This window comes from Pseudomonas brenneri (assembly GCF_007858285.1).
GTDB lineage: Bacteria > Pseudomonadota > Gammaproteobacteria > Pseudomonadales > Pseudomonadaceae > Aquipseudomonas > Aquipseudomonas brenneri.
Genome location: NZ_VFIL01000015.1, coordinates 42,898 through 56,457, shown reverse-complemented (window position 1 = coordinate 56,457; position 13,560 = coordinate 42,898). Strand labels below are relative to the sequence as shown.

The following is a 13,560-nucleotide window of genomic DNA, read 5'->3' as shown; positions in this document are numbered from 1 at the left end:
CCCTATTGCTTTAGGAAATGAAAACCCCCGCCCCATTCAACTGAGTCATGTCCACGCCCACCAACATCACAGAATTGTCGCCGAAGGACAGCACCGTGTTGTCTTCGAACGTCGAGGCATAAGAGCGGTAATCGTAATCCTGGCTCAGGCCAGGAATGCCCATGAACACCAGTTTATCGCTGGCCTGGTAACCCTCGATCCGGTCATTGCCAAAGAGGCCGTTGAACAGGAAGGTGTTGCTGCCACCGCCCGAAACCATCAGGTCATTACCAGTCCCGCCGACAAACACATCATTGCCCTGACCACCGATCAAGTGATCGTCGCCGCCCAAGCCGAACAACCAATCGCCAGCGGCATGAGCGGTGAGGACATTGTCCTGCGCATCGCCTTTGGCGGACGTCGCGTATTGCGTCAAGTCGGTACCGGCCAGCAGGCCGTTGCCGGTGACTTGATAAGTGATGTCATAGGAGCCCCAGGGGATTGAAGTCCACGGTATATAGGAGGCTTCCTTGCTCACCAGCGCACCAATATCGCGGGTCATACTGATGCCGCCATAGGCGTCGTTGATGTACAGCGTGCCATCGCCGTCGTTGGCAAAGCTGAAGGTGGCCAGTGACTTTTGCAGTTCCAACACGTTATCGCCTTGGCCGCCCAGGATGATGTTGTAGCCACCGTCATCGCGAAAACGGTCATTGCCGGCACCACCCTCCAGGAAGTCATTACCAGCTCCGCCCTTGAGCAGGTCGTTTCCCTCGGTACCCATGATGAAGGTATTGCCAGTGTGTTTTTCAGCGTAGCGGTTCAGGTCTTGCACCCAGGTGGTTTCACGCGCGACCTCTGTAAGGCTGGAGACGACGATGGTCGAATCCTTGCTGGTCAGGTCGTAGAAATCCGAGGACGCGATACGTTCCATGCCTTGGATATAGCCGACCAGGGAGTGAGCCTTGGCGACTCCCCAGTTGAGACTATTGGGTAAATGTGCCGAGAACGAGGCGTAATTATCAGTGAAGCTGACCAGGTTGTTGGCGGCCGAATCCCAAGCCCTATCGTTACCCCAGAACAGTGCCGAGGTGTTGATGCCTTTACCATCAATGGCCTTGAACACCGGGTCATTCTCGTAGCCGATATTCAAGACCGGTGTATCACCCGAGCCTTGAGTGGGTGAGGCAAAAGTCACGTAGTTTGCATCCTGATAGAAGCCACCCCAGTGATCGCGGCTCAAGGTTGCCAAGCTGTTGGCCCCTAGTGCGCCGAGGCTATGGCCGGTGACCAGAATATCCTTGCCGGTCAAGCCCTGGCTCGTGGCGTAGCTGGCGACGTTTTCCAACAAGGCACTGAAGGCGTACTTGGCGTAATTGGCGGCGTATCCGGGAAGTGCGGCGGCAGCCAGGTCGCTGGCCACGTCCCCCAATCCATCCCAAGTCAGGGCAAAGGAAGTGCCACGAAAGGCAATCCCCATGGCAATCAGCTTACCAACGCCATCGTACTGCCCCAAAATCTGGACATTGGCGGAAGGCGCCAATGCGGTCTCACCCCAAAAGGTGCCTTGCTTGTCCACTTTCTGCGTCACGCCCAGGGCTTGCGCACCAATAGGCGCCCAGCCACCGGTTGCCAGAGGTTGGCCGGTGGAGTCATAAGCGTATTCGGATAAAGCCAAGGCGTCGTTCAACAGCGCCTTGGCGTGCTCGCCTGTCATGCCCTTGTAGTCGAAAACGCCCATACCCTTTGCCCCTTTTCAGATGACTGTCTATGTGGCTTCAGCTCGGTTGGCCGGGATAAATTGAGGGCGGAATGGGGGAGGCAGTCAATCGTTACCTAAAAATCGAATAGTTGAAAAATCAAACATCAAGCTTGGAGTGTTCGAATGACGAGTAGGCTTGCTGGGCATGCAGGAGGTCAGCATGCAGAACAGAAAACTCTTTCTTGTCAGCCGCCTTCCATGGATCAGGAACACGCTGAAGAAAGTCTTCCAGACACTTCCCCGCGCTGGAAACTTTCCGAACTAAATCAGCTACTTCATTCCAGTAAGCGCTCATGAGAACCCTCCTTTACTTGCTGACAAGTGAACAAACAAGTAGCGAAGCGCCGAGCCCGAGCAGGACCGGCCATGTGAAAAACAAACCAAACACCAAAGAAGGGATGCCCACCAAAAACCATGGATCTATAAAAACACTCAACTTCATCAATGCTCTCCGGGGCAGGCGATGAAACTTGCTAAAGACGCTAGCCCATCAACCCAGTCAAAGCGCTCACCCAAGCCGGAAGCAATTCCCCCGGTAAAGGCTGCTATGAAAATCCCGGCTGAGCGAACGGCATAAGGTTAGCTGCCTTTTGATAGCTGCGTCCCTTTCGACTTTCTGAACAATTCACTCACTGCACTTGGGTTTGCCGAACAGCTTTGGCCTGGTCGTCGACGGGGATGCTGGTGACCACAATCTTCATGGGCGTACACCGGGGGCAAGGGGTGTACCAGCAAGTAAAGAAGGTTCGCGGTGGCTGACCAATGTCGGGGCACGGCAATCGCAGGACAAGCCCGCCCCCACGAGCCTTCGCCTGCTTTTCTTCAGGACTGCTACGGCGCCAGGTTCACGCCGTTACAGCGACCCTTGATGGAGAAGTCGCTGATCTGTCGCGCCTTGTCCACCGTCATCAGGATCGTGCAGCCGCCAGGATGGGTCACGTCGTCCCAGTAATTGGTATGGACCATCACATTGCCTTGCCTCTCGGCGGTGCTGCCGACCACCTCCTGGCGCACATAGGTGGTGTCGCGGTACCAGCCCAACTGCACCCCACCGCCACTGGCCAACGGCTCCATGCGCCCGGGCGGGCCGAAGAAGTCGATGGCCTCCTTGGCGTCGCGCCCCTGCCATTGGTGGCTGGCGCGCAATTCCGGCAGGGTCGGGATGCAGCCGACCAGAGTCGGCAGCAGAAAGCTGAGAAGCAGCAGAGGACGTGCGCTCATCGGGCGCTGCTGCCCAGCATGTCGTCCAGTTCTTGCACCGCCTGGCTGTTGGCTTGAACACCGATCAACTGAATGAACATGGCCTGAATGGTGGCGACCATTCGCGCCGCCGGCATCTTGCCGATCGGCAACATCTGGTTGCGCGTGCGGTTATCTGGGGCGCAGACGAAGGCAAAGGTGCGTTGCAACCAGTAGTCCTTCGGTGCGACCCAGCCGTGGATATTGGTCTTCACATCCTTCACGGCACCGTCGAAGCGACGTATCGCCCGGGCGCTATCCAGGCGGATCTGGCGCTGCTTGCATTTGACCTGCACCTCATAGGCGGCGAGGGTCGGGAAGGCCGAGTCTTCGAACAACTGCATGACCTGCACCGATTGCACGCCACCAGGCTTTTGCATGATGCCGGCGGCATCGGCGACGTACACCTCGTTGTGCAGGCGTTCCCCTTTACCGTAAATAATCCAGTAATCGCCCGAGGCTTGTTCGGCCATGGCCGGGGTACTGCAGGCCATGGCCAAGATAGCCAGCCATCGACAAGGGGGTGGAAGTCTGTAGCCCATGGAGGTCCTTTCCCGATTTCTGTAATTCAAGAGGAATAATATGAGCCGTGGGTGGGCAGGATCAAATAGCACGCTTGTGCTAATGGCCAAACGCCTTCAACCCTTAGGCGTTGTACGAAAAAGGCCTGTGCGACGACCATACTGCGTTGAAAACAGGCTCGGAATGCTCATTTGCAACCAACCAACTCGTGCGTGACTCCGACCATTGTTCCTCGCCTGTTTTCGGGTGGCGCCGCTGGCACCACACGCCGAATGTCTTACGGATCGCCCCATTCTGTCCCTTAACCGATCAGGCATCGTTCGCTGCTCGTCGCCTCAAACCGCGCACCGCCACCTCCTCGATTACTGTCTGCAAGCGAAACGGGTGTCGGATAAATAAATCCGTCCCCTTTATCCCCGGGGCAGCCCAGTACGACCATTTATGTCCGTCAGCACCTCACGGTGGGTAACGCACCTTGCCAGCCAGGTGAAATGATTTGAATCCAGCGCGCGCTTTCTGGACAATCCCCGCCTTTGGCTCGAAAGGATGCGTGCGATGAAGTTCGAAGGGACTTTCCAATACATGGGCAATCACGGGATCGTGTTCAACGTCTCGCAGATCACCCTCACCGACAGCGAACGCGGACGCCTGCGCGAGCTGCATTTTGGCGAAGCAAAAAGCGCCCACTACGAGGTCAACCGCAAGGTCGTCGAGGTGTACGACAAGATGCTTGCCAAGAACCTGCCGTGCCTGATGATGATCGGCATCTCCAAGCCGCTGACCCGGCAACAGGGCGATGTTCTCAACACCCAACGCACCAAAATCGCTAACCTTGCGGCCTCGGCGTTCGCTGGCGCTACCTCTTATGTTGCCTCCCCCTACGTGGGTGCCCCTGTCGGCGCCGGTGTGCGCATGTATGTGAATGAAACCCTGCCCACCTATCATGCAGGCGACGTACTGGTGAGCATTGAGGCGCAGGTGAATGGCGGCATCGGCCCGCAACGCACCGCCTCGACACTGATCATCAAGACCTGACGGGAGAAACACATGTCTGACATTACCCAACTGGTCGTTGCTCTGGTGCTGTTCTTTCTGCTCGATCGGTTTCTTAAGTCGTACCCGCTTCGTAAATGGTTAGGGGTACTGCTGATAGCGATAGGTGCAGCTGGCTGCGTTGCAGCGAGCCAAATCCGCTTGTTTGGGTTTGACCTGGGGTTGCTGTCGATCTTTGCCGTTGCACTGGGGGTGGGGTTGTTCCTGAAGCGGCGGCGGTTCGAGCAGGTGGGTTGAAGGTGGCAGGAGTTTTAAGCGAAAAGGGGACGGATTTATTTTTCTAACATGTCCCGTCCTGCCGACCGAACACAACTCGCAAACAAGCCAGCTTCACGATTACCAGTATGAGATTTACAGATAACCCACTCTCAGCTCCCCCGGCTATTTTGACCAATGAGTGCCGGCATCCCCGAAAACAAACTCAGAAATGCCTTATGTTCACGAATCCGAGTGGTCGCTAAAGTCTGCAGCTTACGAGTTAGAGCACGGACAAAAACTTGACTAATATCAATAACTTAACTATAATAGCAGCCAGCAGCCAGCAGCCAGCAGCCAGCAGCCAGCAGCCAGCAGCCAGCAGCCAGCAGCCAGCAGCCAGCAGCCAGCAGCCAGCAGCCAGCAGCCAGCAGCCAGCAGCCAGCAGCCAGCAGCCAGCAGCCAAGTCGCGCCTACTAGCACAATTTAATATTGTGGCCGCGATAGCGCTTGCATATTCATCAGGCACATTAGCTGCAAGCTGCCGCTTCAGCTCTGGCTCTCTATTCACAGCAAATTTTGGGAGTACGCTAATTAACTTGACGATCCCTAGGGATGCTCCTATTGGAATGATTGTTTATCAGGAGTCCATCACGGCGCCGCCGAAGGGATTTAGCTGCACTTCAACCCCCTCCTTTATTTTTGCCCTAAACCCAACACTAGGTAGCGTCTCAACTGGAAATGTTTTCCCCCTCGGAAAAACAGGACTTTCTCTTAAAGTTAAGTATCAAGACTTCGACTACCTTTCAGCAAACTATGTCTTGCCGGGGATTGCCTATAGCGACCCTGCTCGAAACTATACGATTGAAATAATTAAAACAAGCGAGCAACCAGTAAATAACATCGTTCCTGCTGGTTTATTGGGAACACACCAAATTGGAAACCTAGACCTTGTAAAACTTAATCTAGTGAATCCAATCACTCTGAATTCTTCCTCCTGTCAAACCCCTGAGGTTTCAGTTCGAATGGGCGACGACTATCAACTACAGGAGTTCAGTAAAGTCGGCGACACACCCCGCACGATCAAGTTCAATATTGGGCTCAATCAGTGCCAGACAGGGATTCAAAAGGTTACCTATTCGCTCAAAGCAACCTCTCAAGTAATAGACCAGAAGAATGGAATCGTGGCACTAAACTCCAGCTCAACAGCAAAAGGACTCGGCTTGAAACTGATGGATGAGGCAGGTCAACCTATCGCCCTGGGTACCACTTACACATTCAACGGGTTCAATACCAGTGGGTCAAGCTTTCAGATACCATTATCTGCTGCTTACTACCGCTTGGCAGACAAACTAGAAGCAGGTACTGCAAACGCATCAGTCACTTTCACAGTGAACTACCTGTAACACACTCACAACCGAGGGATCATACTTCGGCTTAATCCTTGGAATCGAACTACATGAAGAGTTCATCAAGCTGACGCTTGCAGTGATGATGGCGCCAGAATGACAAGCGAGTGGAGCAGAATTACACAGCGATTCTCAATGGGTAGTGGTAAGTAGCAAAAACCAAAACGGCCTGCACGCAATTGCAGTGATCGCCAGCTCGATGAGAGCGATCAAGCCCTTCCACGGCACCACTTGATCCATCTCGATCAAGAACAACTCCTTGCGGGTCTGCTTGCGCTTGCCGACGTACTCGGCGTCGGCGAAGGTCATCTGCTTCAACGGAAAACTCGGGCAAGCGGATCGACATATTTCACCAGAAACGGAAAGTTAAATTCAGGGTTTCCTTAGCTTGATCGTGACTTTGTGCAAAAACTTTTGAGGATATGGTAGTTATGAGGTAAGTGGTCACCGTAATAAGAGACCACATCTCCAACAACCATAAACGGTGTAAATCCTTCATAACCACCTTCTGCGCCTTTATAATTCACATACCCACAGACTCCTTCATAGCTTTTACCGCTAGCGAAGCGCCCCTTGAACTTGTAAATAGTTTCAAATTTCGCGGAGTCGGGGTCTGATATACGTCTGAGCAGCTTCCTTTTTGCATCGGCGATTTCGGTCTTGCTTGCAATAGAGTGCTCGACTGTGGGGGGAGCGGGTGGCGCTGGAGGAGGGAGAAGTCCGCAACCTGTAAGTGCAAGAGTGAAACCAGCTATGGTTATTTTCTTTAACATTTTCCAAAATCCTTTTTCTAGTGCTTTAGCGCCGAGTCAGCATCGTAATGTGCTAATTCGATGCGTCGATAGAGATGCACAGCACCGCTTTATCGAATCCTGCGTGGGAATCCATACTGCGACAAGAGTCGTGTTTTTTTGTTCCTAGTTAGTTGCCGAAGCGTATGGCCGACTGTATCACGATGGTATTGGTGTAGAAGTCTCTTATGAATAGTACGAATGTGCTAGATGGCCCTTTGCCTCATATCCAGGGAGTGAAGCTATTGTCTTCAAAAATAACGGCAAAGGGCCGCTCCTATGATCGCTTTTACAAGGCATCTCTTGCCTGCCGCATTACTGTGTAGTGCCCTCGCTGCCCAGGCGAGCGAAGTGCTGAAGGGCGACTTCTGGGTCATTCACTACCAGGGTACCTTGGGCAAGAATCAGGTGTTCATCGCAGACGGCGACCCCGCTCACATCGTCAATCGTCCAGGTGGCGCGAAGTCATTGGGTGTCTATCAACTTTACGAAGAGCCCGGTAAACCCAACTTCACCTCTTACGATGTCGAAATCGATTGTGCGAAGAACCGCGTGCGAATAATGGGTGCAGCGGATTTCCGCAGCGTGTTCAATGAGTTTCGCAATGCGAAGTATTCCAGCCAATGGCAGAGCAAACCTGACGCCTGGCTGATGCAAAGCCGTGACTTTGTCTGTAAGCCGACTGAACGCCAGGCCAAGAAGATGGAGCACTTGGGTGTGATGTCCGCGTCGCAAATGAGCAAGGCAGGGCCGCACTTCTTCGAGATATTGAACCGCGAGGCCGCCAAGACGGCCATCATGCAGAAGATAGATGAAGGGTTCGCGCAGATGCCTGCCAAGTAACGCGACCTTCAGGGAGAAGACCTTATGAACCGATTGTTTATGTTGGCCCTGCTCGCCACCTTGCTCAGTGGCTGTGCATCATTGTCGGCCAGCAGTGCCTGGAAAGATCGCCCGGTGGGCGAACTGATCGACTTCTTCGGTGTGCCAAGGCAGATCATGGTGGTGCCGGAGGAAGATATGGTAGTGCTTAGGTATGTACGCGACAGTAGCTATGTCTCACGTGAAGCAACGGGTACTTACACGGGGCCGCAGAACGGGCAACTTGTGCACGCAGAATATTGGGAAGACGTACAGCACTCAGGCAGCTGCGAGATCAATGTGTTTGTCAACAGAGCACGACTGGTGCAGAAGGTGCGTACGAAAGGGCGTTGTGTAGCGGTCGAGATGGCACCAGCAGGGTAGCGCATGGGCCACTGGCGAGAAGAGTGGCGGATCTTCATCCTCACTACGGAAGACGAGTTTCCCTGCCGGAACGTTGATCTCAAGTAGTGGCCGCCCTTGCGAGTCAACCGCTGGAGACCGTATGTTCATCCCTAGGATGACCTCCTGAATAAGCGCCTTACTGATGATTGCTGTGTTGAACACAACCTGATTGTTCTAGACAACAAACATCGGAATGACTGTTCCGTCGATCTCGTTCACGACTGCAAATCGCGGCGCGAAGATCAGAAACTCCGACTGCTCACCAGCCTTCAAAATGAGATAGTTTCGGAACTCCAGCACTTTCCTACAGGCAATAAAAAACCCCGTAGACGTTAATCTACGGGGCTTTAAGAGTGGAGGCCGAGGTCGGAATCGAACCGGCGTAGGCGGATTTGCAATCCACGGATTTTTCCTTATTTAACAAATGGTTGGCTAAAACTCAGTTCCGCACCGTGGTGAACCTCAGAAGCCTGTAAGCCAGGCGAGGCAAGGGGGACGATTTGGGTTGCGGAACTGATTTTCGTACCTGCTTTTTTAAATAAGGTTGGAAAAAAATTCATTACGAAACCAAAAGAGTAGGGAATCAGATCAATCGTCTGACCGCTTTCGGCCAAAGCAGCCACTCACGTACGAAATCGTTCGACCCGGAGCGGGCATTTGGAGTGCCAAGTCTCGACTGTGGAAAGCGGTCGTTCAGCCGTTGTGAGAAATAGCATGAGCTGACTCTTGGGGACATTCCATGAATCGCCCCGGATTTTCTAGACACCCTGCAAGCTGCACTTGGGCTAGAGCAAAACATCCACGAATGCTTCTCCATCATTCGGATACTGCGTATCGTAAGGAGGCCAGTTAACAGGACTTCGCTGCCAATTCCCCGGCCAGTCTGCAGAATAATTGAAAATAATTTTCGGGGTGTCATAGCGCGCAACCAATCGAGCAATCAGAGCATGATCTGGATGCTTATGGTTTTTTCCACTGGTACTAATCAAAAATCTTCCACACTCAAGTAGATCTAAGAGAGCCTTGTTAGTATTTCCTTTGCTGCCATGGTGCGAGACCTTCAGTAAATCAATTGGCACTTCGCGCTCAAATTGCATCTTTAACCCTTCCTCGACGACATCGCTGTATGCATCTGCGCCTAGAAGCACTCGCTTATTGTCGAATGTGAGAAGCAACGCAATACTACTTTTGTTCGGAACCGACCTATCAGATACGAACGCACTTCCCCCATATTCGGCATACTTTTTCGGTGGCCAGGTCTCCAAGCGCCCCATGAGATCATCAGGGGCAGATTCTGAGTCCGGCGGTGGTAATGTAGGGTCGCGCCAATCTTCCGCGAGAGCGGCCATCCCCGCCTCATCTGGTGACAAGACTCTTACCTCGAGCCCTCCCGGCAAAGTGATCGGCTGTTTGGACTGGATTATGCGGCCTCCCTCCTCGCCGTTTTCATCCTTCCGAAAACTAGCGTTCCATGAAAGCCCGCGAGCACGAATCAGTCTAGACAATGTATCTCCCTCGCTCGAGCCCAGAATGTCCGAAGGCTTTAGATGATGATATCCGTTAAACCATATCTCCTGAATATCAAGCCAATCAGGCAGCCTTTTTAGCAGCTTAATTATGCCTTGAATGTGATCGAGGTCGTAATGAGTAACAACCAGCACTTCAAGCTTCAGTTGCTCGTCTCCACGAACATCGTTAAGTACGGATAGCAAGGTTTCTGATGATTCAGAAGGACCACCGTCCACCAGCAGATGGCGTGGCCGCTTATCATCGCCATAACTGATAAGTAATGAATCACCGTGCTCAACTTGAATAGCTCTAATACGAAACATGACCGATTCCCTTGGTGTCTTTTCCAAGCACAATGTCAGCGTCTCCGAACGCAACCACAGCCAAGCCTAAAGCCAAACCATCGGCCAGTAACTCACGGCGTATCGCGCTGATGATTTCCCCAACTGTGGTCGACTCCCGAGCTATCGCAGCCTTTTTCAAACGCACGGCCAGTTCGTTACCAACACGATTGGCGTGACGACCAAGCACGTTAGTCATTGCCGCGACGACCACCCGAGCACCATTTCTCTGAAAAATGGCAGGCAGACTTCCACCAGGGATATCTGCAAGACCTGAAGTGCAACCTATAGCGATAACCACAGATGCTCCCCCCACATGCTGAGTACCAATAGAGCCTAGATTGAGACCACAATCGTCGCCAACGTAGACCACTTCGCCATCTAGGTGGACCAACAGCAACAGCAACGATGGGGAATCCTGTTGGAGTCGGAGTTTCCAATCCTTCCAATCGGGAATATTTTTCACATCAAGTGACGTTTCAATGTTTGCGATGCGTACGACTGGATGGGGCAGAACATCTGCATCCGCGAATTTGTCAGCCCTGTTGCTGGCAGCAAACGCGACTGTCGACAAGTCACCTATCCGGTGACGATTAGGCCTATCTCCTTCTACGAGGTCCCACAGCGCCGCCCCTTTTCCAGGCTTCCAAGAATGCCGTTCAATAACTCCAGAAATGCCTAAAAAACCCATTGGACAAAGCTGCTCCCCAGCTTCTCGGATGCTGCAATTTTCGATCGCACGCCCCTTGCGCAAACACCCTGCCCGCTCAGCACAAAGACTCGCCCGAGGTGATTCTGGTAACTGTCCGTCGTACAGATATTCAATCGGAAAAAAGGCATCACTTTGTGTCACAAGCTGCACGCGTCCTTGGTTTCCAGGCCAATTGGGGACAACTGATTGCAATTCTTTCTGAAGTAGTGAGCCTCGGTTGGCCAGTTTCATCATTAAACTTTCTAACGGCGCTTTGGGATTGGCGACTGCTTGCTCTAGCGCCTGAAGTAGGCTGCCACGTGCCAGCTCAATCTGATGGTCCGAAAGGGGGGAGAAGATAGCCTCGCCATCACCGGTAATAAAAGTCACACTTGGACGGTTCCCTAGGCTTTCATTCACCAATAGAGCGACGCCAAAGTTCTTTTTCTCACGGTGTACCGGTGTGACGATATTTTCGATGAAAAAGTTGATTGGCTGACCTGAAGCGGTCTGTAGGCGAGCCGTTTGAAGAATCTGTGCACCATCGCTTACTAGGAAGCGCAGATCGACCGCCGTATGGCCAGCCTCTCGTCTGAAAGAAGCAATGGTTGAGTCACCCGTTCTCGACAGACTCATCGATTGACTGACTGGCTGACGCCCCAGTTCAAACATATGGACTTGGAGGGTCTTGCTCTCCCCACGCCACTCAACTCGTTCATCTGGAAATGAGGGTCGATTGTATCCATTTCGCAATGGCGTCTTTACGCGAATATTTATATCTATATCAACGAGCCCGACCTTGGGCCACTGCTTAATTTCAATGCCATCCTGCTGCGTCGTTGCGTCCAATACCCTTTCAGTTGGTGGTGGTGGCGCATTGATAATTTCGCTCAATTTTTCTATAGGGTCTATATCTGCGACCCGATAAGCAATGCTTCTGTCTCGAATGCCTTGATACTCGTAATCGCCACTGTCTCGGCCTTTTACAATCGGCTCAAGATAAAAAGAGTCTCGACTCAAAAAGTAAGACTGTGTGGACGCAAGAACTGTTGTGCGTAATCCCGATTTGGACTCTGCATGCTCGATTGCATCCGCGAAATCCATGCCGAGTTCCGTAGACGAGTAGAAAAAAAGTCGTAGCCATTCCGCGACACCGTTTTCGTTTGACTCTACGTGTATCGCGCATTGAGCGCTTAAATCACTTCGCAGACGACTGACTCGGGCCAATGCGGTATCGAAACTATGTCCATACAGAATGACCAAGCGTGCCCTGGTATACAGAAGTGAATCAACAGAATCCGAGACCGCAATATCGGCGACTCTGGAGTCGTTACTCCACTCGACGTAGCGCTGCAGTTCACGAGGAACCCCATTTGGCTGTAGACGTGGGCTAGTTACTAGGGCCAAGCCTTCCTCGACCCTTGGTACAATAGGAAAGCGTGGTCTGAGATCTCTTTCCCATTCTGGAAACACTCGGCCTGCCCCGACCAAGACTGATAGTTCATGAAGGATTGAGCCCATTGTCTGCTCACTATCCGGCCAACTCCAAACCGATCTCACTATCTTGATCTTCGGTGGGTGTTCCCCAAAAAGCTCACTAAAAGCTAGACCAAGTCGTAATGCTCGGCCAGGGTCTAACCACTGATCGGCGTCTATTACACTCGAATCTCCACCCCATTTTGCAGGCATGTGGCGGGGCACGGCTCGACTGAGCGCTGTCAGCGTATGCGATGGCTCATGCCACCAAGTCCAGTCACCCCGCTCTATCAGGATGCCGAGCGCCGCTCGTATTGCAGGACCCAGTAAAGCGTCCTCTTCACCCAACCACTGGGCGTCTCTTTGATTGTCTTCCATTTCTTATCATTACCGACTGGACGTCATACTATTGAGATGCTGCGCATCTGAAAACCGCCAGACACAGAGCGGTCTATCAGCTTTTCCTTGGGTCTGGAAGTAGGTACCTGTTTAGGTGACCAAAGCCTTTCGAAAAACCAAGCGCGCCCCCTTCGCGAGATTCACGTCTTTCAAGAGCGGCTGCAGCTCAGCATAATGCCGGTGAAACTCCTCAAAGGCGCTGGAAATCCCTTTATCAACCAGCTCCAATGTCTCCCCACTTCCTATGGTCTCAAGGTTAAGCAGATCGACTTTTTGGTCTTGGCAAAATCGCTCAAGCAAATTACAGAAGGGTTCCTTATGATCGATATGCAGATCCTTACGGTGGATGATGTCCGCACCAGTCACTGAGCATTTGATTGGCAGACCTAAAGCATCACGAAAAGCCTGTATCTGTGGACGCACCACAAACCTGAGTGCTTCACAGACCTTGCCATGCGGCGATTGAGGAACGCCAGTGATGCATCGCTCATAAGAGAAGCTGTCTTCGCTCCCATCACTGCGGACCAACCAAAACCCATTGCCGGCACCTAGCGCATTTCTTTTGATCTTGAAATGGTCGACCCCCACTCCAATTTTTCGCTCCGCATCAGGATGCAATGCGATGAGCAAATGCAGTTTTTTGATAGCGTTCCTGTTGGTAATCACGCCAGCGGGAGCTGACTGCAAATAGCTTTTCAACACATTCAAAAGCGCTTTTTTTGATTCGTACTCGAAAGGCCCCAGCCAATACATTTCCGAAGTCTCCATGACATGTGTAGCGGCTATTCACCGCAGCGCTGGCAACGGCACTGAAACTGTGGCTAGTGATTACGCGCTTCCAGCCGCTGCTGCCATCCAATTCCGCAGGCTCAGTCCATTCTGATCCCATCACAGGCACTCGAAGCGCCACTATTGGGCCAATATCACA

The 13,560-nt window shown here is 52.6% G+C and carries 14 protein-coding genes and 1 pseudogene; 5 read left to right on the top strand and 10 right to left on the bottom strand.

The window, feature by feature from the left end:
- Positions 1 to 10: 10 nt before the first annotated feature.
- The 4 genes from FJD34_RS25410 to FJD34_RS25395 all read right to left on the bottom strand — a co-directional run bounded on the left by FJD34_RS25410 (position 11) and on the right by FJD34_RS25395 (position 3,474).
- The gene (locus tag FJD34_RS25410; RefSeq protein WP_090290972.1) at positions 11 to 1,720 is read right to left on the bottom strand and encodes a polyurethane esterase; all 1,710 of its coding nucleotides are present in this window, start codon (positions 1,718 to 1,720) and stop codon (positions 11 to 13) included.
- Between the two features lie 118 nt (positions 1,721 to 1,838).
- Positions 1,839 to 2,036 carry a hypothetical protein gene (locus FJD34_RS25405; RefSeq protein ID WP_065942287.1) on the bottom strand — a complete coding sequence of 66 codons (198 nt, stop codon included), beginning with the start codon at positions 2,034 to 2,036 and terminating at the stop codon, positions 1,839 to 1,841.
- Between the two features lie 536 nt (positions 2,037 to 2,572).
- Positions 2,573 to 2,962 carry a hypothetical protein gene (locus FJD34_RS25400; protein WP_050593372.1) on the bottom strand — a complete coding sequence of 130 codons (390 nt, stop codon included), beginning with the start codon at positions 2,960 to 2,962 and terminating at the stop codon, positions 2,573 to 2,575.
- Entirely contained in the window at positions 2,959 to 3,474 is a 516-nt protein-coding gene (locus tag FJD34_RS25395; RefSeq protein WP_090290971.1) for a hypothetical protein, read from the bottom strand. The genes FJD34_RS25400 and FJD34_RS25395 overlap by 4 nt, the downstream gene beginning before the upstream one ends.
- A gap of 583 nt (positions 3,475 to 4,057) precedes the next feature.
- Between FJD34_RS25395 and FJD34_RS25390 the strand changes: the two genes are divergently transcribed.
- The 3 genes from FJD34_RS25390 to FJD34_RS28575 all read left to right on the top strand — a co-directional run bounded on the left by FJD34_RS25390 (position 4,058) and on the right by FJD34_RS28575 (position 6,156).
- Positions 4,058 to 4,537, top strand: a complete 480-nt coding sequence (locus tag FJD34_RS25390) for a hypothetical protein (protein WP_032860840.1) — start codon at positions 4,058 to 4,060, stop codon at positions 4,535 to 4,537.
- A gap of 12 nt (positions 4,538 to 4,549) precedes the next feature.
- On the top strand, positions 4,550 to 4,792 hold the full coding sequence (locus FJD34_RS25385) for a hypothetical protein (RefSeq protein ID WP_032860842.1): 243 nt from the start codon (positions 4,550 to 4,552) through the stop codon (positions 4,790 to 4,792).
- A 260-nt stretch (positions 4,793 to 5,052) separates the two neighbouring features.
- Positions 5,053 to 6,156 (top strand): fimbrial protein, encoded by a 1,104-nt coding sequence (locus FJD34_RS28575; protein WP_233447346.1) that lies wholly within the window; start codon positions 5,053 to 5,055, stop codon positions 6,154 to 6,156.
- Positions 6,157 to 6,354: 198 nt separating this feature from the next.
- Here FJD34_RS28575 and FJD34_RS25375 read toward each other — a convergent pair.
- Both FJD34_RS25375 and FJD34_RS25370 read right to left on the bottom strand, forming a co-directional pair.
- A pseudogene (locus FJD34_RS25375) lies at positions 6,355 to 6,477 on the bottom strand (IS5/IS1182 family transposase); the annotation flags it as partial.
- A 65-nt stretch (positions 6,478 to 6,542) separates the two neighbouring features.
- On the bottom strand, positions 6,543 to 6,932 hold the full coding sequence (locus FJD34_RS25370; RefSeq protein ID WP_141562839.1) for a hypothetical protein: 390 nt from the start codon (positions 6,930 to 6,932) through the stop codon (positions 6,543 to 6,545).
- 297 nt (positions 6,933 to 7,229) lie between these two features.
- Between FJD34_RS25370 and FJD34_RS25365 the strand changes: the two genes are divergently transcribed.
- The gene (locus FJD34_RS25365) at positions 7,230 to 7,793 is read left to right on the top strand and encodes a hypothetical protein (protein ID WP_090290968.1); all 564 of its coding nucleotides are present in this window, start codon (positions 7,230 to 7,232) and stop codon (positions 7,791 to 7,793) included.
- 24 nt (positions 7,794 to 7,817) lie between these two features.
- Positions 7,818 to 8,195 carry a hypothetical protein gene (locus FJD34_RS25360; protein WP_090290967.1) on the top strand — a complete coding sequence of 126 codons (378 nt, stop codon included), beginning with the start codon at positions 7,818 to 7,820 and terminating at the stop codon, positions 8,193 to 8,195.
- A gap of 434 nt (positions 8,196 to 8,629) precedes the next feature.
- On the opposite strand, the gene FJD34_RS25350 is transcribed toward FJD34_RS25360, so the two are convergent.
- From FJD34_RS25350 to FJD34_RS25335, 4 genes are all read right to left on the bottom strand, one after another.
- The gene (locus FJD34_RS25350; RefSeq protein ID WP_146552280.1) at positions 8,630 to 8,839 is read right to left on the bottom strand and encodes a hypothetical protein; all 210 of its coding nucleotides are present in this window, start codon (positions 8,837 to 8,839) and stop codon (positions 8,630 to 8,632) included.
- 162 nt (positions 8,840 to 9,001) lie between these two features.
- Positions 9,002 to 10,048 carry a ComEC/Rec2 family competence protein gene (locus FJD34_RS25345; protein ID WP_090290966.1) on the bottom strand — a complete coding sequence of 349 codons (1,047 nt, stop codon included), beginning with the start codon at positions 10,046 to 10,048 and terminating at the stop codon, positions 9,002 to 9,004.
- Entirely contained in the window at positions 10,035 to 11,861 is a 1,827-nt protein-coding gene (locus FJD34_RS25340; protein ID WP_090290965.1) for a hypothetical protein, read from the bottom strand. Before FJD34_RS25340 ends, FJD34_RS25345 begins: the two co-directional genes overlap by 14 nt.
- Positions 11,862 to 12,722: 861 nt before the next feature.
- Positions 12,723 to 13,385 (bottom strand): DCL family protein, encoded by a 663-nt coding sequence (locus FJD34_RS25335; protein WP_090290964.1) that lies wholly within the window; start codon positions 13,383 to 13,385, stop codon positions 12,723 to 12,725.
- Positions 13,386 to 13,560 lie beyond the last annotated feature (175 nt).

Bases quoted from the DNA above. Each gene is read 5' to 3' on its own strand.
- FJD34_RS25410 (WP_090290972.1), bottom strand. From the start codon at position 1,720: ATGGGCGTTTTCGACTACAAGGGCATGACAGGCGAGCACGCCAAGGCG.
- FJD34_RS25370 (WP_141562839.1), bottom strand. From the start codon at position 6,932: ATGTTAAAGAAAATAACCATAGCTGGTTTCACTCTTGCACTTACAGGT.
- FJD34_RS25360 (WP_090290967.1), top strand. From the start codon at position 7,818: ATGAACCGATTGTTTATGTTGGCCCTGCTCGCCACCTTGCTCAGTGGC.
- FJD34_RS25335 (WP_090290964.1), bottom strand. From the start codon at position 13,385: ATGTATTGGCTGGGGCCTTTCGAGTACGAATCAAAAAAAGCGCTTTTG.
- FJD34_RS25365 (WP_090290968.1), top strand. From the start codon at position 7,230: ATGATCGCTTTTACAAGGCATCTCTTGCCTGCCGCATTACTGTGTAGT.
- FJD34_RS25400 (WP_050593372.1), bottom strand. From the start codon at position 2,962: ATGAGCGCACGTCCTCTGCTGCTTCTCAGCTTTCTGCTGCCGACTCTG.
- FJD34_RS25390 (WP_032860840.1), top strand. From the start codon at position 4,058: ATGAAGTTCGAAGGGACTTTCCAATACATGGGCAATCACGGGATCGTG.
- FJD34_RS25345 (WP_090290966.1), bottom strand. From the start codon at position 10,048: ATGTTTCGTATTAGAGCTATTCAAGTTGAGCACGGTGATTCATTACTT.
- FJD34_RS25395 (WP_090290971.1), bottom strand. From the start codon at position 3,474: ATGGCCTGCAGTACCCCGGCCATGGCCGAACAAGCCTCGGGCGATTAC.
- FJD34_RS25385 (WP_032860842.1), top strand. From the start codon at position 4,550: ATGTCTGACATTACCCAACTGGTCGTTGCTCTGGTGCTGTTCTTTCTG.
- FJD34_RS25340 (WP_090290965.1), bottom strand. From the start codon at position 11,861: ATGGATTTCGCGGATGCAATCGAGCATGCAGAGTCCAAATCGGGATTA.
- FJD34_RS25405 (WP_065942287.1), bottom strand. From the start codon at position 2,036: ATGAGCGCTTACTGGAATGAAGTAGCTGATTTAGTTCGGAAAGTTTCC.